This is a genomic window from Variovorax sp. OV329 (assembly GCF_900114785.1).
In the GTDB taxonomy this organism is placed as follows: Bacteria; Pseudomonadota; Gammaproteobacteria; order Burkholderiales; family Burkholderiaceae_C; genus Variovorax.
This window is the reverse complement of the sequence record NZ_FOUG01000002.1, coordinates 217,045-238,261: the sequence shown is the minus strand read 5'-3', so window position 1 is coordinate 238,261 and position 21,217 is coordinate 217,045. Positions and strand designations below refer to the sequence as shown.

General features: G+C 69.8%; 15 protein-coding genes. 7 read left to right on the top strand and 8 right to left on the bottom strand.

Features of this window, described 5'->3' with window-relative positions:
* Positions 1-79 precede the first annotated feature (79 nt).
* The 4 genes from BM345_RS03845 to BM345_RS03830 all read right to left on the bottom strand — a co-directional run bounded on the left by BM345_RS03845 (position 80) and on the right by BM345_RS03830 (position 7,796).
* Positions 80-535, bottom strand: a complete 456-nt coding sequence (locus BM345_RS03845; RefSeq protein ID WP_093375726.1) for a RidA family protein — start codon at positions 533-535, stop codon at positions 80-82.
* Between the two features lie 72 nt (positions 536-607).
* Positions 608-1,537 carry a transglutaminase family protein gene (locus tag BM345_RS03840; RefSeq protein ID WP_093375724.1) on the bottom strand — a complete coding sequence of 310 codons (930 nt, stop codon included), beginning with the start codon at positions 1,535-1,537 and terminating at the stop codon, positions 608-610.
* Between the two features lies 1 nt (position 1,538).
* Entirely contained in the window at positions 1,539-4,187 is a 2,649-nt protein-coding gene (locus tag BM345_RS03835; protein ID WP_175544905.1) for a circularly permuted type 2 ATP-grasp protein, read from the bottom strand.
* Positions 4,188-4,292: 105 nt separating this feature from the next.
* A complete protein-coding gene (locus tag BM345_RS03830) occupies positions 4,293-7,796 on the bottom strand; it encodes a transglutaminase family protein (RefSeq protein ID WP_093375720.1) in 3,504 nt (1,167 codons plus the stop codon).
* Between the two features lie 117 nt (positions 7,797-7,913).
* Here BM345_RS03830 and BM345_RS03825 point away from each other — a divergent pair, with 117 nt between their 5' ends.
* The 5 genes from BM345_RS03825 (at position 7,914) to BM345_RS03805 (ending at position 14,182) form a co-directional block, all read left to right on the top strand.
* Positions 7,914-10,286 carry a DNA internalization-related competence protein ComEC/Rec2 gene (locus BM345_RS03825; RefSeq protein ID WP_254789513.1) on the top strand — a complete coding sequence of 791 codons (2,373 nt, stop codon included), beginning with the start codon at positions 7,914-7,916 and terminating at the stop codon, positions 10,284-10,286.
* A gap of 71 nt (positions 10,287-10,357) precedes the next feature.
* Positions 10,358-11,878 carry a circularly permuted type 2 ATP-grasp protein gene (locus BM345_RS03820; RefSeq protein ID WP_093375716.1) on the top strand — a complete coding sequence of 507 codons (1,521 nt, stop codon included), beginning with the start codon at positions 10,358-10,360 and terminating at the stop codon, positions 11,876-11,878.
* Positions 11,879-11,898: 20 nt separating this feature from the next.
* On the top strand, positions 11,899-12,855 hold the full coding sequence (locus BM345_RS03815; protein WP_093375714.1) for an alpha-E domain-containing protein: 957 nt from the start codon (positions 11,899-11,901) through the stop codon (positions 12,853-12,855).
* 44 nt (positions 12,856-12,899) lie between these two features.
* Positions 12,900-13,616 carry a zf-TFIIB domain-containing protein gene (locus tag BM345_RS03810; protein ID WP_302847482.1) on the top strand — a complete coding sequence of 239 codons (717 nt, stop codon included), beginning with the start codon at positions 12,900-12,902 and terminating at the stop codon, positions 13,614-13,616.
* Between the two features lie 98 nt (positions 13,617-13,714).
* Positions 13,715-14,182: an SH3 domain-containing protein gene (locus BM345_RS03805; RefSeq protein WP_254789511.1), complete on the top strand. Its 468-nt coding sequence runs from the start codon at positions 13,715-13,717 to the stop codon at positions 14,180-14,182.
* A gap of 49 nt (positions 14,183-14,231) precedes the next feature.
* Here the strand turns inward: BM345_RS03805 and BM345_RS03800 are convergent, their stop codons facing one another.
* The 4 genes from BM345_RS03800 to BM345_RS03780 form a co-directional block, all read right to left on the bottom strand.
* Positions 14,232-15,356, bottom strand: a complete 1,125-nt coding sequence (locus tag BM345_RS03800) for a porin (RefSeq protein ID WP_093375710.1) — start codon at positions 15,354-15,356, stop codon at positions 14,232-14,234.
* Positions 15,357-15,793: 437 nt separating this feature from the next.
* On the bottom strand, positions 15,794-16,030 hold the full coding sequence (locus BM345_RS03790) for a DUF6364 family protein (protein ID WP_093375708.1): 237 nt from the start codon (positions 16,028-16,030) through the stop codon (positions 15,794-15,796).
* A 58-nt stretch (positions 16,031-16,088) separates the two neighbouring features.
* On the bottom strand, positions 16,089-17,582 hold the full coding sequence (gene glpK, locus BM345_RS03785) for a glycerol kinase GlpK (protein WP_093375706.1): 1,494 nt from the start codon (positions 17,580-17,582) through the stop codon (positions 16,089-16,091).
* A gap of 13 nt (positions 17,583-17,595) precedes the next feature.
* Positions 17,596-18,372: a DeoR/GlpR family DNA-binding transcription regulator gene (locus BM345_RS03780; protein WP_093375704.1), complete on the bottom strand. Its 777-nt coding sequence runs from the start codon at positions 18,370-18,372 to the stop codon at positions 17,596-17,598.
* 177 nt (positions 18,373-18,549) lie between these two features.
* Here BM345_RS03780 and glpD point away from each other — a divergent pair, with 177 nt between their 5' ends.
* Together glpD and BM345_RS03770 are read left to right on the top strand one after the other, a co-directional pair.
* A complete protein-coding gene (gene glpD, locus BM345_RS03775) occupies positions 18,550-20,160 on the top strand; it encodes a glycerol-3-phosphate dehydrogenase (RefSeq protein WP_254789508.1) in 1,611 nt (536 codons plus the stop codon).
* Entirely contained in the window at positions 20,144-21,217 is a 1,074-nt protein-coding gene (locus BM345_RS03770; RefSeq protein WP_093375700.1) for an ABC transporter ATP-binding protein, read from the top strand. Before glpD ends, BM345_RS03770 begins: the two co-directional genes overlap by 17 nt.

The window sequence follows — 21,217 nt, the reverse complement described above, 5'->3', positions numbered from 1 at the left end:
GCAAGGGACTTTAAGGAGCCCCGGCCCGGCGCCGAAGGGTGTTTTCCCGGGGCCGGGTCTGCCCGAAGAGAGTGGCCGCTCAGGCCACTTCGGCGATCAGCTCGATCTCGACCAGCACGCCGAAGGGCAGCTGCGCCACGCCGAAGGCGCTGCGCGCATGCGCACCCTTGTCGCCGAAGACTTCGGCGAAGAGGTTGCTGGCGCCGTTGGTCACCAGGTGGTGCTCGGTGAAGGTGGAGGAGGAGTTCACCAGGCTCATCAGCTTGACGATGCGCGTGACCTTGTTCAGGTCGCCCACCGCGGCATGCAGGGTGCCCATCAGGTCGATGGCCACGGCGCGTGCGGCCTGCTGGCCTTCCTCGGTGCTGGCGCCCGAGCCGAGCTGGCCGACCCAGGGCTTGCCGTCCTTCTTGGCGATGTGGCCGGAGAGGAAGACCAGGTTACCGGTGCGCATGAAAGGCACGTAGGCTGCGGCCGGCACGGCCACCGGGGGCAGGGCGATGCCCAGTTGGGAAAGCTTGTCGTAGACGCTCATGGCGGTATCTCCTGGTTCGCGGCAAAGACGCGCATTCTCGCTCGGCCCGCGGCCGCATTCGAAAGGCAGTCTTCAGGCGGCCGGTGCCTGCGCATCTTCGTCTTCGGCCGGCGCGTCGACGGGCTGCACCGTCACGCCGACCTTGAGCGTGTGGCGCGCGCCGCCATGCAGCACGCCGCGCATGGGCGAGACGTCGGCGAAGTCGCGGCCGACGGCCAGGCTGACGTAGTCCTCCCCGGGCTGGCGGCCGTTGGTGGGGTCGAAATCGACCCAGCTGCCCGCTTCCTCGCCGCCCGGCAGGTAGACCGACACCCAGGCATGCGAGGCATCGGCGCCGACCAGCCGCTCCTCGCCCGGGGGCGGCTGCGTGAGCAGGTAGCCGCTCACGTAGCGCGCCGGCAGGCCAAGGGTGCGCAGGCAGGCGATCATGATGTGCGCGAAGTCCTGGCACACGCCGCGGCGCTGGGCCAGCGCCTGCACCGCGGGCGTGCTGATCTCGGTGCTGTCGCCGTCGTAGATGAAGTCGGTGAACATGCGCAGCGTCAGGTCCTCCGCCGCCTCGAACAGCGGGCGGCCCGCGGCGAAGCTGGGGCGGGCGTAGGCCGCGAAGTCGTCGTGGCGCGGCACGTAGCGCGAAGGAAACACGAACTCCGCCGCGGCGTCGTAGGGCGCGCCCTTTCGGTAGCGGAAGCGCTCGCGCACCTGCTCCCAGGGCAGGGCAAGCGCCGCAGCCTCGGGCAGCACGGGCGCCGAGGTGCGCACCAGGCTGCGCGCCACCACGCTGAGCGATTCGTGCGTGGATTCGAGCGCGAAGAAGGCGCGCGCGTTGCCGTAGCCGTCGGCCGATTCGCTGCGCTGCGCCGGCTCGGGCGTGATCTCCAGCCGGTGCTCCAGCAGTTCCTGCGAGGCGGTGACCAGCGGCCTGAGGTGCGCCAGGTGCTGCGCGGTCTCGACCGGCGGCGTGTAGGCGTAGCGGGTTTCGTGCGTGACTTCGAGCAGCATCTCAGACTCCGACCGAACGAAGCGACTCGGAGGTCAGCGTGAAGTAGCGCGTGCCGATCGCATCGGACACGTGGTAGGCGGCCGTCTCGCATTGCTCGAACAGCTCGACCAGCGCCGGGTAGTGCGCGCCTTCGCCCGGCGCGCACAGGTGTTCCAGCGTCCAGTTGGCCGGATCTGGCAACTCGTAGGACAGCGCGGTGAGCTTGCCCGGCGCGCTGCCGGCCAACCGCGCGATGCGCCCGCGCAATGTCTGCGTCACCCAGGCCAGCGAGCGCGGGTTGTCGCCGTCCAGCACCAGCAGGTCCACCAGCGTGGCTACGTCGCGGCGCTGCTGGTAGCGGGCATGGAAGGTGATGGTGCTGTCGAACAGCGCCACCATGGCCTCGAAGCCGGACAGCTCGTGCACGGCGCCGATGTCGAAGCCCACGCCCAGGGCGTCCGAGAGGAAGGACAGGCGCTCGATGTGCCGGCCGATGGACAGCAGCCGCCAGGCGTCGTCGCGCGTCATGCGGTCGGTCTGCACGCCGGTGAGTGCGGCCAGCGACTGGCTGGCCGCCTCCAGGTTGCGCAGCACCGCGCTGGTGACCAGGCCGCCCATGGCGACCTCCGCCGCCTGCTCGCTGGCCTGGCGCGAGAACTCCGCCTCGCCACGCACGATCTGGTTCCACACGTCCTGCGACATGCGCTCGCGCACCGCGCCGGCGGCGTCGCGGATGCAGCGCAGCGAATAGCCCACGCTGCCGCCGTCGGGGTTGCCCAGCTCGGCGATGAGCGAGCGCTCGAACACGCGGCGCGAGCGCGGCGCGCTGGGCACGTCGCGCGGCACCAGGGCGTTGTGGCGCGCCATCTGGTGCAGCCATTCGAGCAGCGCGTGCGAGGACTGGTCTTCGCTGGACAGCAGGCTCAGCGCAAGCCGCGCCAGGCGCACCGCGTTCTCGGCCCGCTCGGTGTAGCGGCCCAGCCAGAACATGTTCTCGGCCGCGCGGCTGGTGACCGGCGCGCGGTGCCGCGCGAGCGAGGCCGGCGTGGCATGCACCGGCAGCAGGCTGGTGCGGTCGATGGGCTGGTGGGTCTGCACCCACACGTCGGCGCTGCTGCCGCCGCGCTGCATGGAGGCGATCTGCAGGTCCTGGCCCGCCAGGCGCGCCAGGCCGCCGGGCAGCACGCGCCAGCTTTGCGCGCCGTCGCTCACCGCGAACACGCGCAGCAATGCCGCGCGCGGGGCGATCTGGCCTTCGCGCGACCAGGTCGGCATCTGCGACAGCGGCTGGTAGCCCTGCACCGTGTGCGCCTCGCCCTGCAGCGCGATGCGGCCGGCCCATTCGTCCAGCTCGCGGCGGTTGAGCTGGCTGCCCAGCACGGCGCTGAAGTTGCGCTCGTCGTCCGGGTACGTGGCCTTGATGGCGCACTCCGTCAGTTGCGGCAGCGCCGCTTCCATGGCGGCGCGCTCGCCGCACCACCAGGTGGGCAGCGAGGGCAGCTCCAGCGGCTCGCCGAGCAGGCGCCGCGACAGCGCCGGCAGGAAGCCCAGCAGCGCGGGCGATTCCAGGAAGGCCGAGCCCGGCGCGTTGGCCACCAGCACGTTGCCCGCGCGGATGGCCTGCAGCAGGCCCGGCACGCCCAGGGTGGAATCGGGGCGCAATTCAAGCGGGTCGAGAAACTCGTCGTCCAGGCGCTTGATGAGGCCGTGCACCGGGCGCAGGCCCTGCAGCGTCTTCAGGTACAGGCGCTGGTCGCGCACCGTGAGATCGTTGCCCTCCACCAGCGTGATGCCCAGGTAGCGCGCCAGGTAGGCGTGCTCGAAGTAGGTCTCGTTGTAGGGGCCGGGCGTGAGCAGCGCGATGTGCGGCGGCGCGCCGGCCGGGCACAGGCGCTGCAGCGCTTCCATGAGTGCGCTGTAGGTGGCCGCCAGCCGCTGCACGTGCAGCGATTCGAAGGCCTGCGGGAACTGGCGCGAGATCGCGATGCGGTTTTCCAGCAGGTAGCCCAGGCCTGAGGGCGCCTGCGTGCGTTGCGACAGCACCCACCAGTTGCCGTCCGGGCCGCGGGCCAGGTCGAAGGCGGCGATGTGCAGCCAGGTGTCGCCCGGCGGCTTCACGCCCTGCATGGCGCGCAGGTAGCCGGGGTGGCCCTGCACCAGGGCGGGCGGCAGCAGGCCCTCGGCCAGCATCTGCTGCTCGCCGTAGACGTCGGCCAGCACGCGGTCGAGCACGCGCATGCGCTGCAGCACGCCGGCCTCGATGCCGGCCCAGCTCTCGGGCGAGACGATCAGCGGGAAGAGGTCCAGCGACCAGGGCCGCTGCGGCCCGTCGCGGTCGGCATAGACGTTGTAGGTGACGCCGTTGTCGCGGATCTGGCGGGCCAGGCTGACGGCGCGGCGCGGCAGGTCGGCGAAGCCGCCCGGGCCCAGCTCCTCGAAGAAATGCGACCAGGCGGGGGCGATCGCGTCGTCGTCAAGGTCCGCGCGTTCGTCGGCCGTGCCCGTTTCGGCTGCAGGCTCGGGCGAGGCCACGTCGCGCAGCAGCGTCGCAGGCGCGCTTGCGGGGGCGCCATTGCCGCGCGGCGGGGGCAGGCGCGTGGCCCGGCCGCGCAGTTCGTCGAAATGCCCGGGCGCGGCCGGCGGCGCCAGGCTGGCGGCCAGGGCCGCCATGCCCTGGGGCGAGGCGGCGTCGAAGAGAGAAGGGTTGATCGGGTCCACAGGCGGTCGATTGTCACATCGCCGTCATGTGCGGGGGCGCCCGACCGGTCTGCTTCTTCAGCGGCGCAGGTCCAGCGTGAACGGAAATTCACGACTCCCGGCGATTTCGATGGTGGCCGGCGGCGTGCGCAGCATCCCGGGCGTGTGGCCCATGCGGGAGAAGCGCGCGTGGCGGCGGCTCTCGGCCTCGTAGGCGTTGACCGGGAAGGTGTCGTAGTTGCGCCCGCCCGGGTGGGCCACGAAATACTGGCAGCCGCCCAGCGAGCGCTTCATCCAGGTGTCGACGATGTCGAAGGTCAGCGGCGCGTGGGCGCCGATGGCCGGGTGCAGCGACGAGGGCGGGTTCCACGCCTTGTAGCGAACGCCGGCCACGAATTCGCCCACGGTGCCGGTGGGCTGCAGAGGCAGCACGCGGCCGTTGACGGTGACGACATGGCGGCTTTCGTTGAGGCCCGTCACGCGCACCTCGATGCGCTCCAGCGAGGAGTCGACGTAGCGCACGGTGCCGCCGGGCGCGCCTTCCTCGCCCATCACGTGCCAGGGCTCCAGCGCGTTGCGCAGCGTGAGTTCCACGCCCATGGAGCGCACTTGGCCCACCAGCGGGAAGCGGAACTCCAGGTGCGGAGCGAACCAGTCGGCGTCGAAGGCGAAGCCGGCCGTGTTCATCTCGGCGATCACGTCCTCGAAGTCCATCTTCACGAAGGTGGGCAGCAGGAAGCGGTCGTGCAGCTCGGTGCCCCAGCGGGTGGCCGGCGCGGTGTAGGCGCGGTCCCAGAAGCGCGCCACCAGCGCGCGCAGCAGCAGCTGCTGGGCCACGCTCATTCGGGCGTGCGGCGGCATCTCGAAGGCGCGCAACTCCAGCAGGCCCAGGCGGCCGGTGCTGGAGTCGGGCGAGTAGAGCTTGTCGATGCAGAACTCGCTGCGGTGCGTGTTGCCGGTGACGTCGATCAGGATGTTGCGCAGCGTGCGGTCCACCAGCCAGGGCGGCATGTCCTGGCCGTACTTCTCGCGGTTGCGAACGATCTGCGCCAGTGCGATCTCCAGCTCGTAGAGCTGGTCGTTGCGGGCCTCGTCCACGCGCGGCGCCTGGCTGGTCGGGCCGATGAACATGCCCGAGAACAGGTAGCTCAGCGAGGGGTGGTTGTGCCAGTACAGCAGCAGGCTGGCCAGCAGCTCGGGCCGGCGCAGGAAGGGACTGTCGGCCGGCGTGGCGCCGCCCATCACGAAGTGGTTGCCGCCGCCCGTGCCGGTGTGGCGGCCGTCGGTCATGAACTTCTCGGCGGACAGGCGCGTCTGGAAGGCCGCGTCGTACAAAAACTCGGTGTGCTGCACCAGTTCTCGCCAGTCGTGGGCCGGGTGGATGTTGACCTCGATCACGCCCGGGTCGGGCGTGACCTGCAGCAGCTTCAGGCGCGCGTCGCGCGGCGGCGGGTAGCCCTCCAGCACGATCTTCATGCCCAGGTCCTCGGCGGTGGCTTCCACGGCCGTGAGCAGGTCCAGGTAGTCTTCCAGGCGCGCCAGCGGCGGCATGAAGACGTAGAGCACGCCCGAGGCGCTGCCCACCTTCTCGGCCGCCGGGCCGTTGGCGCGGCGCGGGTCGCGCACTTCCACGCACAGGGCGGTGCGGGTGATGCCGTGGGCCGATTCGCCGCGCCTGGGTGCGGCCAGGGCGGCCGCGGCCTGGCGGTCGCTCGCGCTGTCCTGGAAGCGAAGGGCCGCCGGCGGGGTGGCGGGCGTGCCGAAGGCATAGGGCACGGCGCCCCGGTCGCCGCGCCCGGGCTGGCCTTCGCCCGTGCCGCCACCGGCGCCCGCGCTGCCCTGGCCGTAGCGGCCGCGCAGCTGGTCGGCGCCGGGCAGCGCGCCCTGCGGTGCGTTCGGGTCGCGGTCGATCAGGTAGGGGTAGTCGGTCTTGCGCGTCCAGGGCTGCGAATCCAGCGGCAGGCGCAGGCCCATGGGCGAGTCGCCGGGAATGAGGTAGAGCCGGTCGTCGCGCAGGAACCAGGGGCCGGTCTTCCAGCCGGGGCCGGCCAGCGCCGGTGCGCCCTGATTGGCGTTGGCCGGCTCGATGGGCAGCATGTAGCCGATCACCGCGTCGAGCTTCTGCGTGAACACGCGCTGCAGGCGGGCACGCTCCATCTCGTCGTCGAGCTTGGAGTCGAAGGGGTCGACGTTCACCGGCAGGCGGCGTTCGCGCCAGAGGAAGTAGTAGACGTCCTCATAGCCGGGCAGGATGTAGCCGGTGGTCAGGCCGAGCTTGCGCGTCAGCCCGTCGATGAAGCGCTTGGCGTCGCCGACCGTGTAGTGGGTGGGATGGCGCTCGTCGGCGAAGAGCTCGGGGTTGCGCCACACGGGCTGCCCGTCGGCACGCCAGCAGATCGACAGCGCCCATCGCGGCAGCTGCTCGCCGGGATACCACTTGCCCTGGCCGAAATGCAGGAAGCCGCCGTCGCCATACTCGGCGCGCAGCCGCTGCACCAGCTCGGTGGCGTAGCCCCGCTTGGTGGGGCCCAGGGCCTCGGTGTTCCATTCGGGCGCGTCGCGGTCGGCGGTGGCCACGTAGGTGGGCTCGCCGCCCATGGTCAGGCGTACGTCGCCGGCCACCAGCTTCTTGTCGACCGCATCGCCCAGGGCCAGCACGGCTTCCCACTGCTCGGCGGTGTAGGGCTTGGTGACGCGCGGGGCCTCGTAGATGCGCGTGACCTTCATCTCGTGACCGAACTCCACCTCGGCCTCGTCGACCGCGCCCTCGATGGGCGCCGCGCTTGAGGGCGTTGGCGTGCAGGCCAGCGGGATGTGGCCTTCGCCGGCCAGCAGGCCGGAGGTGGCGTCCAGCCCGATCCAGCCGGCGCCGGGCAGGAAGACCTCGCACCAGGCATGCAGGTCGGTGAAGTCGTGCTCGGTGCCGCTGGGGCCGTCCAGCGCCTTCACGTCGGGCGTGAGCTGGATCAGGTAGCCCGAGACGAAGCGTGCCGCCAGGCCCATGTGGCGCAGCAGCTGCACCAGCAGCCAGCCCGAGTCGCGGCAGGAGCCGCTGCCGCATTCCAGCGTCTGCTCGGGCGACTGCACGCCGGGCTCCATGCGGATCAGGTAGCGAACGTCCTGCTGCACCTGCTGGTTGATCTTGACCAGGAAGTCGATGGTGCGCTGCTCGCTGCGGTCGACCTTTTCCAGGTAGGCGGCCACCAGCGGCGTGGGCGGCTCCACCGCCAGGTAGGGGGCGAGTTCCTGCGCCTGCGCCTCGGTGTAGCCGAAGGGGAAGTTCTCGGCCTGCGGCTCCAGGAAGAAGTCGAAGGGGTTGTAGACCGCCATCTCCACCACCAGGTCGACCGTGACCTTGAACTCGGTGGTCTTCTCCGGAAAGACCAGCCGCGCCAGGTAGTTGGCGAAGGGGTCCTGCTGCCAGTTGATGAAGTGTTCCGCCGGCTCGATGCGAAGCGAATACGAGATCACGTTGCTGCGGCAGTGCGGTGCCGGGCGCAGGCGCACGACCTGCGGCCCCAACTGCACCGGCCGGTCGTACTTGTAGTGGGTGACGTGATGAAGCGCGGCGTGGATGGACATGGTTCTCCTGACTGGACTTACGGCGTGCGCCGCCAGCATGGCCGATAAATGGTCCGGCGCATACTAGCGGACAAGAATGCAAGTAATGCGCCAATCAGGCGCTGGCAGGGAGTGGAGTTGTCGGAGTTCAGGGAGGCCGCACGGGCCGCCTGGCCCTTTGCGGCGCTGGGCGGATGGGTGCTGGGCGATGCGTTGCAGTTGCGGCAGCCGGCGCTTTGGGCGTGGCCCGGCTATGCGGCCCTGGCCGTTCTCGGGCTGCTGGCCGTTGCCGCCATCGTCTGGTGGCGCACACGCTGGACGCGCTTTGTGCTCCTTGCCGCCTTGGTGGGCGGCGCCTGCCTGGGCGCGGGCGTGACCGGCCTTCGGGCCTGTGCCTTCGCCACCCAGGCCATCGACCCGGCGGACGAAGGGCGCGAGCTGGTGGTCACCGGCACGGTGGCGCAGATGCCGCAGCGCTTCGAGGGTGGCATCCGCTTCCGCTTCGATGTCGACGGATCGCCGCCCGATGCGCGCTTGCCGCCCGGCATATCGCTGGGCTGGTACGCCGAGGCCGACGCGGGCGCCTCAAGGCCGCGCGCCGGCGAGCGCTGGCGCTTCACCGTGCGGTTGAAGGCGCCGCATGGCAGCCGCAATCCGCATGGTTTCGACTACGAGCTGTGGGCCTGGGAGCAGGGCGTACAGGCCACGGGCTACGTGCGGCTGGGGCCGGGCGATTCGGCACCGGTGCGCCTGTCGCAAGGCTGGGCGCATCCGGTGGAGCGGGCGCGCGAGGCGGTGCGCGATGCCATCGAGGCGCGGGTCGACGACAGGAAGGTGGCGGGCGTCATTGCGGCGCTGGTGACGGGCGACCAGTCGGCCATCGAGCGCGCCGACTGGGACGTGTTCCGCGCCACGGGCGTGGCGCACCTGATGAGCATCTCCGGCCTCCACGTGACCCTGTTCGCCTGGCTGGCCGGCTGGGCCGTGGGCGCGCTGTGGCGGCGCAGCGCGCGCCTGATGCTGCGCTGGCCCGCCCCGCATGCCGCGCTGGCGGGCGGCGTGCTGCTGGCCGGCGCGTACGCGCTTTTCAGCGGCTGGGGCGTGCCTTCGCAGCGCACCGTGTGCATGCTGGCCGTGGTGGCGCTGCTGCGCATCGCCGGGCTGCGCTGGCCCTGGCCCATGGTGTGGCTGTGCGCCTGCGCGGCGGTGGTGGCGCTGGACCCGTGGGCGCTGACGCAGGCGGGCTTCTGGCTCAGCTTCGTGGCGGTGGGCGTGCTCTTCGCATCCGATGCCGGTGCCCCGGTGCACCCGGGCGGGCTGCGCGGCGCGGGCGTGCGCATGCTGCGGGAGCAGGCAGTCGTCACGCTGGCGCTCACGCCGCTGGGCCTGCTGCTGTTCCAGCAGGTGTCGGTGGTCGGCCTGCTGGCCAACCTCGTCGCCATTCCCTGGGTGACGCTGGGCGTGCTGCCGCTGGCCTTGCTCGGGACCTTCGTTCCTCCCCTGTGGACCGCGGCCGCGTGGGCTGTGCAGGCGCTGATGTGGCTGCTGCATGCAGTGGCGGCATGGCCCTGGGCCACCCTGTCCTGGCCCGCGCCGCCCTTGTGGGCCGCAGCGGCCGGCGTGGCCGGCGGACTGCTTCTGGCGATGCGCCTGCCCTGGCAGATGCGCGTGCTTGGGTTGCCGCTGCTGCTGCCCGCCTTGCTCTGGCTGCCGCCCCGGCCGCCGACCGGCGAGTTCGAACTGCTGGCGGCCGACGTGGGGCAGGGCGCCGCCGTGCTGGTGCGCACGGCCCACCACAGCCTGCTCTACGACGCCGGCCCGCGCTACGGCGTGGACAGCGACGCCGGCCAGCGCGTGCTGGTGCCGCTGCTGCGCGCCCTGGGCGAGCGGCTGGACGAGGTGGTGCTGAGCCATCGCGACAGCGACCACACGGGCGGAGCGGCAGCCGTGCTGGCCATGCAGCCGCAGGCCGGCCTGCTGAGCTCGATCGAGGCCGGTCATCCACTGCAGAAGCTGCGCCCCGCCCGGCGCTGCCTGGCCGGCCAGCACTGGGAATGGGACGGCGTGCGCTTCGAGCTGCTGCATCCGTCGCCGGGCGACGAGGCGCGGCCCGGCATCAAGCCCAACGCCCTGTCCTGCGTTCTGCGCATCGTGGGCGCGCATGGCAGCGCCCTCCTGGCCGGCGACATCGAGCGCGACCAGGAAGCCGCGCTTGCGGCGGCCGGCGTTCCGCACGCCGATTTCCTTCTCGCGCCGCACCATGGCAGCAAGACCTCCTCGTCCGCCGTCTTCCTCGATGCGGTGGCGCCGCGCCTGGCGGTGGTGCAGGCCGGCTACCGCAACCGCTTCGGCCATCCGGCACCCGAGGTGCTGGCGCGTTATGCGGCACTAGGGGTGCCGGTGGCTGACACGGCCGCTTGCGGGGCAGTACGATGGCGCAGCAGCGAGCCAGCCGGCTGGCGCTGCGAAAGGGAGGTGTGGCAACGCTACTGGGAGCACCGGATACGGTGAATCAGGGACGAGGCACAGGCTGCTGGCCTCGAAATTGCTAAGCAAGTACGCAGGAGAGACGGGTCGTAACCATGCACAGATTCGACGAGATGTACGAGCAGCTGCCCTATGCGGGCGCGGCGGTTCGCAAGCACTACCAACGCTACGACCAGTGGCTCGCCAAGCAGCCGGGCGAGCTGATGCGAAGGCGGCGCGAAGAAGCCGAGATGATCTTCCGGCGGGTGGGCATCACCTTCGCCGTGTACGGCGCCAAGGACGAGGACGGGGCCGGCACAGAGCGGCTGATCCCCTTCGACCTCTTGCCGCGCATCATCCCGGCGCACGAGTGGTCGTCCATGGAAAAGGGGCTGGCGCAGCGCGTCACGGCGCTCAACCGCTTCATCCACGACGTCTACCACGACCAGGAAATCCTCAAGGCCGGCATCATCCCGGCCGAGCAGATCACCAACAACGCGCAGTTCCGTCCCCAGATGATGGGCGTGAACGTGCCCAACGACGTGTACTCCAACATCGCGGGCATCGACATCGTGCGTGCGCCCGACTCGGACGGGGCCGGCGAGTACTACGTGCTGGAGGACAACCTGCGCGTGCCCAGCGGCGTCAGCTACATGCTGGAAAACCGCAAGATGATGATGCGGCTCTTCCCCGAGCTGTTCAGCCAGAACCGCATCGCGCCGGTGGCCCACTACCCCGACCTGCTGCTCGAAACGCTGCGCGCCAGCGCGCCGCCGGCCACGGCCGAGCCCACGGTGGTGGTGCTCACGCCCGGCATGTACAACAGCGCCTACTTCGAGCACGCCTTCCTCGCCCAGCAGATGGGCGTGGAGCTGGTCGAGGGCCAGGACCTGTTCGTCAAGGACGACTTCGTCTACATGCGCACCACCCAGGGGCCGATGCGCATCGACGTCATCTACCGCCGCGTCGACGACGACTTCCTCGACCCCGAGGTGTTCCGCCCCGATTCCTCGCTGGGCTGCGCCGGCCTGATGCGCGCCTACCGCGCCGGCAACGTCGTGATCTGCAACGGCGTGGGCACCGGCGTGGCGGACGACAAGTCCATCTACCCCTACGTGCCCAAGATGATCGAGTTCTACCTGGGCGAGAAGCCGATCCTGAAGAACGTGCCCACCTACATGTGCCGCAACAAGGAGGACCTGGACTACACCCTGGCCCACCTCAAGGACCTGGTGGTCAAGGAAGTGCACGGCGCCGGTGGCTACGGCATGCTGATCGGCCCGGCCGCCACGCATGCCGAGATCGAGGAATTCCGCGCCGCGCTGCTGGCCAAGCCCGACGGCTACATCGCGCAGCCCACGCTGAGCCTGTCGACCTCGCCCACCTTCGTGGACGCCGGCATCGCGCCGAGGCACATCGACCTGCGGCCCTTTGTGCTCTCGGCCAAGGAGGTGCAGATGGTGCCCGGCGGCCTGACCCGCGTGGCGCTCAAGGAAGGTTCGCTGGTGGTCAACTCCTCGCAGGGCGGCGGGACCAAGGACACCTGGATCATGGAAGGCGAGCGCAACGGGCGCTCCGGCCAGTCGCAGTCGCAGTCGCAGGGCCAGTCCCAGTCGCAGACGCAGTCGAGCAACTGAAGAAGAGGGAGACAAGAACAATGCTGTCGCGAACCGCCGACCACCTCTACTGGATGTCGCGCTACACCGAGCGCGCCGAGAACACCGCGCGCCTGCTGGACGTGAACTACCAGACCTCGCTGCTGCCGCAGTCGGCCGAAGTGGCCAAGTACGGCTGGCAGGGCCTGCTGTCCATCAGCGAGCTGCTGCCGGCCTTCAACGAGAAGCATGCGCAGATCACGCCAGAGGCGACCATGGAATTCATGGTCAAGGACGAGAGCAACCCATCGTCCATCGTCTCGTGCCTGCGCGCGGCGCGCGAGAACGCCCGCGCCGTGCGCGGCGCGCTCACCACCGAAGCATGGGAGACGCAGAACACCACCTGGCTCGAAGTGAACCGCATGCTGCGCAACGGCGAGTTCGAGCGCGATCCGGGTGCCTTCTTCGAGTGGGTGAAGTTCCGCTCGCACCTCTCGCGCGGCGTCACGCTGGGCACCATGCTGCAGGACGATGCCTTCTACTTCTCGCGCCTGGGCACCTTCCTGGAGCGCGCCGACAACACGGCCCGCCTGGTGGACGTGAAGTTCCATGCGCTCAACAGCGAGTTTTTCGGCACCGCCACGGAAGAAGACCAGGAATACGACTTCTATCACTGGAGCGCGATCCTGCGCAGCGTCTCCGCCTTCGAGGTCTACCGCAAGGTGTACCGCGACGTGATCCGTCCCGAGCGCGTGGCCGAGCTGCTCATCCTGCGCGCCGACATGCCGCGCTCGCTGCATGCCTGCCTGCATGAGGTGGTGCTCAACCTGGACAAGGTGCGCAACCAGCAGAGCGCCCAGACCCAGCGCCGCGCGGGCAAGCTGCTGGCCGACCTGCAGTACGGCCAGGTCGAGGAGATCCTGGCCACCGGCCTGCACGCCTACCTCACGCAGTTCCTCGACCGCGTGAACGACCTGGGCGGGCGCATCAGCCAGGACTTCCTGGTGCCCTGGCACTGACCCAGGCGAGCTGAAGGCCGCGGGGCGGGTGAGATACTCGCCCCGTGCCATCCAACTGTCCGTCCTGCCTCCAGCCCATGGAGGCCCACCGCTTCGCCACGCGAATCGGCAGCCACGTCGAACTCGACATCTGTTTTGCCTGCCAGGGCCTGTGGTTCGATCCGCGCGAGAACACGCAGCTGGCGCCCTCGGCGGTGCTGGACCTTTTCAAGCTTCTTCACGCGCACCGCGACGACGCCCGCCATTCGCTGGCCGATCCGCTGCGCTGCCCGCGCTGCCGAAGCGGCCTCGCGCATGGCTTCGATGTCGTGCGCAGCGGGCGCTACGTCACCTACCGCTGCACGCAGGGCCATGGGCGCTTCGCCACCTTCTCCTCCTTCATGGTGGAGAAGGGATTCGTGCGCCAGCTGACGCCCCCCGAGATCGAGGACCTGGCGCGGCGCGTGGATGCGATCTTCTGCACCGGCTGCGGCGCACCGGTCGACATCCGCCGCGACCATGCCTGCCCGCACTGCCGCGCGCCTTTCTCGCTGCTGGACCCGCAGGCGGTGGAGCAGGCGCTGAACCGCCACGCACAGGCCGCGAAGCCGGCTGCGGCGGCCGAGCGCAGGACCGACCTGGCCGACGCGCTGGTCGCCATCGAGCGCAGCCGTTCGCAGGCGCAGCGCGAGGAACAGAAGGAGCGCATCGACAACCTGGCGCTCACCGGCGACCTGTGGGCCGCGGGGGTCGAGCTGGTGTGGCGCATGCTGATCCGCTGAGCGCGCGCGGAACTTAATCCTCTCAGGCGACCCGGACGAAGTGCCTGCCATGTCGGCAGGCATTTTTCTTGATCGAACCAGAAAGGAAATCGCAGTCCATGTTGTTCCGAATCGGCCGATGGCCAGCCCTGCTGCTGGGCGCCCTGTTGTTGTGGTGGGGCGCGATGCTGCCCGCGATGGCGGCGTCGCCCAGGATGGTCAGCGCGAAGACGGATGAACTGAGCCTGCGCAGCGGACCCGGCACGCGCCACGCAGCGCAATGGACCGTGAGCAAGGGCTTCCCGCTCAAGGTGCTGGCCCAGCGCGGCCAGTGGCTGCAGGTGAGCGACTTCGAGAACGACAAGGCCTGGGTCTACCGCCCCATGACCACCGCCACGCCGCACCACGTGGTGAAGGCCAAGGTCGCCCAACTGCGGCGCACTGCGAGCACGCGCAGCCCGGTGGTGGCACGGCTTGAATATGGCGATGTGCTGCGCACGCTGGCAGAGCGTGGCGACTGGGTGCAGGTGCGCACGGCGAGCGGCCGCACCGGCTGGGTTGCGAAACGGCTGGTGTGGGGCTGGTGAAGGCCCTCCTGCACCCGCGGCAGGCCGCGGGCGCAGAGGGCTCAGGGCGTCAGAAGACGTGCGCGATGCCGGCCGCCAAACCTTGAACCGTGCCGCCGAACTGGGTCGGCGCGTAGCTCATGAAGGTGTTGGCCGAATTGCGCTGGTTGCCCACGCGGCCGTAGGCCACGTACAGCTCCGTGCGATTCGACAGGAAGTGGTTGTAGCCGATGCCCAGGCCGTCGGAGCCGCAGTCGCTGCATGAACTGACGGTCTTGCGCGCATAGTTGGTCCACAGTTCGCCCGAGCTGGTCCAGTAGGACGCGCCCAGCATGGCGTCGCGACCCTGGATGGTCGCGCTCGCGCCGGCGCCCGGATCGACTTCCCAGCCGTGCACGTTGCCCCAGATCTTGAAGCTGCTGGTGATGGCGTACAGCGCGCCCAGCACCGCCTCGTCCGAGCGCTGCAACGCGCCGGTGGCTGTCACCTTGCCGTACTTGCGGTTGATGCCGCCCCCTGCGTAGAAGGCGCCGTTGCGGTATTCGATGTTGCCGCCGTACAGCTTGGTCGAGTCCGTGTAGTTCTCCGAGGGACTCGCCGACACCGAGGCGGTGAAGCCCGCGAAGGTGGGCGTCTTGTAGAGCAGCTGGTTGTCTTCCCAGCTGGAGCCGGTGCCCGCGCTGTAGGTGCCCTTCGCGCCGCTGGCCAGCGCGCCGTTGGCTACCGGCACCGTCAGCGCGGCCTGCGCCACGCGCAGCAGGTTGGTGCGCTGGATCGAGTTCACGGTGCTGTAGTTGCCCAGCCGCAGCCGCCCGGTCTCGTCGGCGTTCAGGAAGGGATAGAACATGGGCGTGTACTGCCGGCCCAGCGTGAGCGTGCCCAGTGACTTGTCCGCGAGGCCCATGTAGCTGCCGCGGTTGAACAGCCTGTTGCCGTTGCCGGCGGTGCCGCTGTCGGCGGCGATGCCCATCTCCAGGTGGTACAGGGCGCTGAGGCCACCGCCCAGGTCCTCGGTGCCGCGAAAGCCCAGCCGCGAGCTGGTGTAGTTGCCGCTGTCGACGCCGGTGCGCTTGGCACCGTCCATGTCGATGGACTGCAGGCCCAGGTCCACGCGGCCGAAGACCGTCGAATTCTGCGCCATGGCGCAGGTGCCCATGGCGGCCATCGCCACGGGCAGGAGGCATGTTGCCTTCATTGTTGACTCCCTCAATCTCTTTGTATGTGTGTGTTCGTCGCTCGAAGAGAGCGAACGGAAATGCGCTGCCGGGGCCGTTGCTTTCAGCCCTTGTCTGCTCCTGAACTCGGATGCCGGGACCGCGCGCCCGGACTCGCGTGCCTGCTCAGCGAAGCGCGATCAGGCGGTGGCGGCCGCACGCACAGGGTCGTGCGGGGCCATGCGAGGGAACACGCCGCGCGTGACAGGGCGGGCGTGAATGCTCGATGGGGCAGCTTGCGGCGAGCGCGGGCAGGGCGCGCAAAGGCTGCGCGCCGTGGCATGGGCCGCCATGGGCTGAAGCATGAGCACTTTGCCTCTGCCGGCGTCCGCCTAGGCTTGCTGCAGCCAGCGTCGTGCGGCACCGTGCTGGGGATGGTCGCTGCGAGAGGCGGCCACCAGCACGCTGACGTCCGGCGTCATTCCTGGTCTGCCGCGTCCAGCATGGCCTTGTTGCTGCGGCCATCCAGTCCGGGCACCAGGCCGCCGCGGCCGCGATAGACGGGCAGGCGCGGCGCTTTGGCAGGTGCCTTTTGGGCACGGAGCCGAAGCTGCAGGCCCTCTTCGATCAGCCTTGTGAGGCTGGTCTGCTGCCGGGCGGCCAACGCCTTGGCATCGGCCAGCAGCGCGTCGTTCAGATCGAGTGTTGTTTTCACGGTTCGAAAGCTCCCCAATACAGATTTCTGTACTGTAGGGCGCTTTCATAGGCAGCGCTCAGTTCGCAGTCGCCTGCCGCACCGCGCGCTCCCAGCGCCCCATGGCCGCCTCGGAACGCTCGCGGCTCCAGGTGGGCATGAAGCGCCGCTCCACCTTCCACTGCCTCGACAACTGCGACACGTCGCCATACACGCCACAGGACAGCCCGGCGAGGTAGGCGGCGCCCTGGGCCGTGGTCTCGGTCACCTCGGGCCGCACCACCGGGATCCCCAGCAGGTCGGCCTGGAACTGCATCAGCAGGTCGTTGACGCTGGCGCCGCCATCCACCCGCAGCTCGGCCACCGGGGCGCCGCCGGCGGCCACCGCATCGCGGCTCATGGCCTGCAGCAATGCGGCGCTCTGGTAGGCGATGCTCTCCAGCGCCGCGCGGGCGATGTGGCCCAGCGTGGTGCCGCGCGTGAGTCCGGTGATGATGCCGCGCGCATCCGCGTCCCAGTAGGGCGCGCCCAGGCCGGTGAAGGCCGGCACCATCATCACGCCGCCGGCATCGGGCACGCTCTCGGCCAGCGACTGCACCTGCGCGCTGCCCGGGATGGCCTTGAGCCCGTCGCGCAGCCACTGCACCACGGCGCCGCCGACGAACACGCTGCCTTCCATGGCGTACTGCGGGGTCGCATCGATCTGCGCCGCGCTGGTGACGAGCAGGCCGTTGTGCGAAGGCTGGAATTCCTTGCCCGTGTGCATCAGCAGGAAGCAGCCGGTGCCGTAGGTGTTCTTGGCCATGCCGGCCTGGAAGCAGGCCTGGCCGAAGAGGGCGCTCTGCTGGTCGCCGGCCACGCCGCCCACCGGCAGCGAGCCGCCGAGCAGGGCCGCGTCGGTGTCGGCGAAGTGCGCGCTGGAGGGCTTGACCTGCGGCATCAGCGAAGCGGGAATCTTGAGGGCGCGCAGCAGTTCTTCGTCCCACGTGTTGTGGTGCACGTTGAAGAGCATGGTGCGCGAGGCGTTGCTGACGTCGGTGACGTGCACCTTGCCGCCGGTGAGCTGCCAGATGAGCCAGCTGTCGACGGTGCCGAAGGCCAGCTCGCCGGCCTCGGCCTGCGCGCGCACGCCGGGCACGTTGTCCAGCAGCCAGCGCAGCTTGGTGGCGGAGAAGTAGGCGTCGATCACCAGGCCGGTCTTCTCGCGGATGGTACCTTCCAGGCCCTCCTCCCGCAGCTGCGCGCACAGGGGCTCGGCGCGGCGGTCCTGCCAGACGATGGCGTGGTGCACCGGGCGGCCGGTCTTGCGGTTCCACAGCACGGTGGTCTCGCGCTGGTTGGTGATGCCGATGGCGCGGATGTCCCTGGCCTGCAGCTTCGCCTTGGCCAGCGCCTCGCGCGCGGTCTCGATCTGGCTGGTCCAGATCTCCATCGGGTCGTGCTCGACCCGGCCGGGCTGCGGGTAGATCTGCGTCAGCTCGCGCTGCGCCATGGCCACGATGTGGCCCGTCTCGTCGAACACGATGCTGCGCGAGCTGGAAGTGCCTTGGTCGAGTGCGAGCAGGTAGGTCATGGCGATGATTGGATCAGGCTTTGGCGATCTCCAGGCGGACCTGGGCGCGCTCCAGCAGTTCGGGGAAGGGCGGTGGCGGATCGGCGTCGGTGAACAGGCAGTCGATCTGCGACAGGTCTGCCAGTTGCACCATCGCCGGCCGGTTGAACTTGCTGTGGTCGGCCGCCAGCCACACCTCGCGCGCCTGCGAGATGATGGTCTGCGCCACCTTCACCTCGCGCAGGTCGAAGTCGCGCAGGCTCCCGTCCGACTCGATGCTGGAGATGCCGATGAGTGCGATGTCCACCCTGAACTGGCGGATGAAGTCCACCGTGGCCTCGCCCACGATGGCGCGGTCGCGCGGGCGCACCGAGCCGCCCGCCACGATCACCTCGCAGTCCGGGTTGCCCGAAAGAATGTTCGCCACGTGCAGGTTGTTGGTGATGACGCGCAGGCCGCTGTGGCGCATCAATGCCTTGGCCACCGCCTCGGTGGTGGTGCCGATGTTCAGGATCAGCGAGCAGCCGTTGGGGACCTTGGCGGCCACGGCCCGTGCGATGCGCGACTTGCCCTCGGCATGCAGGGTCTCGCGCTGCTGGTAGCCGATGTTCTCGATGGTGGAGCTGGGCACGCGCACCCCGCCGTGGAAGCGGGTGAGCAGGCCGGCGTCGGCCAGGCGCTGCACGTCGCGGCGCACCGTCTGCAGGGTGACGCCCAGCATGTCGGCCAGTTGCTCCACTGTCACGGAACCGCGCGAACGTACGGTGTCCAGCAGGTTGATCTGGCGCGGATTGGAGTTTTGCAGGGCCATTCGAACAGGCGCGGCTGCCGCAGCCGCGGTTCGCTGGACTTTAAAACGAAACAAAACGAATCTGAGTTTGGGTAAACCCCAGGGAAAATAGCGTTCCGGAGAATCAAAATGAAAAAATACGAACCGCATACGCCAGCCACTGCTGGCAAAAGCACACAAAGGAATGGGGAGCCTTCGGTGAGTTCAGTTCCTTCTTCTTCGCAACCTGAAGACCGTGAACGCTGCGACGTGCTGATCGTCGGCGGCGGCATCAACGGCTGCGGCATCGCGCGCGACCTGGCCGGCCGCGGCTTCAAGGTGGTGCTGTGCGAGAAGGACGACCTGGCCGCGCACACCTCCTCCTCGTCCACCAAGCTCATCCACGGCGGACTGCGCTACCTGGAGTACTACGAGTTCTCGCTGGTGCGCAAGGCGCTGCAGGAGCGGGAGGTGCTGCTCAAGAGCGCGCCGCACATCATGTGGCCGCTGCGCTTCGTGATGCCGCACGACCCGGCCCAGCGGCCGGCCTGGATGATCCGCATCGGCCTGTTCATGTACGACCACCTGGCCAGGCGCGAGGTGCTGCCGCCCTCGCGCGGCATCGACCTGCGCGAGCATGTGGCCGGCGCAGCGCTCAAGAAGGAATTCAAGCGCGGCTTCGTCTACTCCGACGGCTGGGTGGACGACGCACGCCTGGTGGTGCTCAACGCCATCGATGCGCGCGAGCGCGGCGCGCAGGTGCTCACCCGCACCCGCTGCACCAGCGCCCTGCGCGAGGCCGGCGGCTGGAACGTCACGCTCGAAGGCCCCGAAGGCCGACGCGAGCTGCGGGCGCGTGCGGTGGTCAACGCGGCCGGGCCCTGGGCCGAGTCCTTCCTGCGCGGCGTGGCGCGGCCGGCCGCCGGCGAGGCGCTGGCCACCAAGAGCCTGCGGCTGGTCAAGGGCAGCCACATCGTGGTGCCGCGCATCTTCACGCACGCCCATGCCTACATCTTCCAGAACCCCGACAAGCGGATCATCTTCGCCATTCCCTACCAGGACAGCTTCACGCTGATCGGCACGACCGACATCGAGATCGAGGGCGACGACCCCGGCGCCGCGAAGATCAGCCAGGACGAGATCGACTACCTGTGCGTGCAGGCCAGCCGCTACTTCGCCAAGCCGATCACCAAGGCCGACGTGGTGTGGACTTATTCCGGCGTGCGGCCGCTGCTGGACGATGCCTCGGGTGATCCGTCGGCCGTCACGCGCGACTACCTGCTCGAATCCAACACCGGCGCCGCGCCCCTGCTGTCGGTGTGGGGCGGCAAGATCACCACCTTCCGCAAGCTGGCCGAGGACGCGGCCGACGAGGTGGCCCGCATGCTGGGCGAAGCGCGGCCGGCCTGGACCGAAGGCGCCTTCCTCGCCGGCGGCGACCTCTCGCCATGGATCGGCGCAGCCAGCCGGCCCGATGCCGATTTCGAGCGCTTCGTCGACGCGCTGCACGCCCGCTACCCCTGGCTGGGCGGCGCGCTGGGCCGGCGCCTGGCGCGGGCCTACGGCACGCGGGTGGAAAAGATCATCGGTGACGCCAGGTCCATGGCCGACCTGGGCGAGCAGGTGGCGCCCGGCCTGTACGAAAGCGAACTGCGCTACCTGCAGCGCGAGGAATGGGCGACCAGCGGCCAGGACGTGCTCTGGCGCCGTTCCAAGCTGGGCCTGCACCTCACGCCGCAGGCCCGCGCGCAGGTCGACGAATGGATGCGCACCCATGCCGCCCCGGCGGCGCAGCAACGGAAGGAGGCACCTCTTGCAGCTCAGCCTTGAGCGCGTCACCAAGAAGGTGGGCGCCCAGACCTGGTTGTACGAGCAGAGCATCGCGCCGGAAAGCGGTGCGGTCACCGTGCTGCTGGGCGCGACCCAGGCCGGCAAGACCAGCCTCATGCGGCTGATGGCCGGGCTGGACGCGCCAACCACCGGCAAGGTGTGGGTCAACAAGGAGGACGTCACCGGCGTGCCGGTGCGCCAGCGCAACGTGGCCATGGTGTACCAGCAGTTCATCAACTACCCCTCCCTGACGGTGGCCGAGAACATTGCCTCGCCGCTCAAGCTGCGGGGCGAGGCGCGTGTGGGCGAGCGCGTGGCCGAGCTGGCCGAGAAGCTGCACATCGGCGCCTTTTTGGAGCGCTACCCCGCCGAGCTGTCGGGCGGCCAGCAGCAGCGCGTGGCGCTGGCGCGGGCCCTGGCCAAGAGCGCGCCGCTGATGCTGCTGGACGAGCCCCTGGTGAACCTCGACTACAAGCTGCGCGAGGAATTGCGCGAGGAGCTGAGCCTGCTCTTCGCCAGCGGCGATTCCACCGTGATCTACGCGACGACGGAGCCGGGCGAGGCCTTGCTGCTGGGCGGCTACACCGCGGTGATGGATGCGGGCGAGCTGCTGCAGTACGGGCCCACCGTCGAGGTCTTCCACGAGCCGAAGTCGCTGCGCGTGGCGCGCGCCTTCAGCGACCCGCCGATGAACCTGCTGGCCGGGCGCTCCAGCGCCGGCGGCGTGCAGCTGGACGGCGGCGTGCTGCTGCCCATGGCGCTGCCGCACGGTCTGGAAGGCGCCGTCACCGTGGGCCTGCGCGCCAGCGCCCTCGCGGTGCGCGGTGGCGACGGCCACGTGAGCCTGCCGGCCCGGGTGGAGCTGGCGGAGATCTCCGGCTCCGACACCTACGTGCACCTGCAATGCGCGGCCGGCGACCTGGTGGCACAGCTCACCGGCGTGCACCGCTTCGGGCTGGGCGAGTCGGTGCTGCTCAGCTTCGGGCTGGACAGCGTCTATGTGTTCGACGGCGCCGGCCAGCTCGTGCTGGCGCCCCAGTGGCGCAAGGAAAGCTGA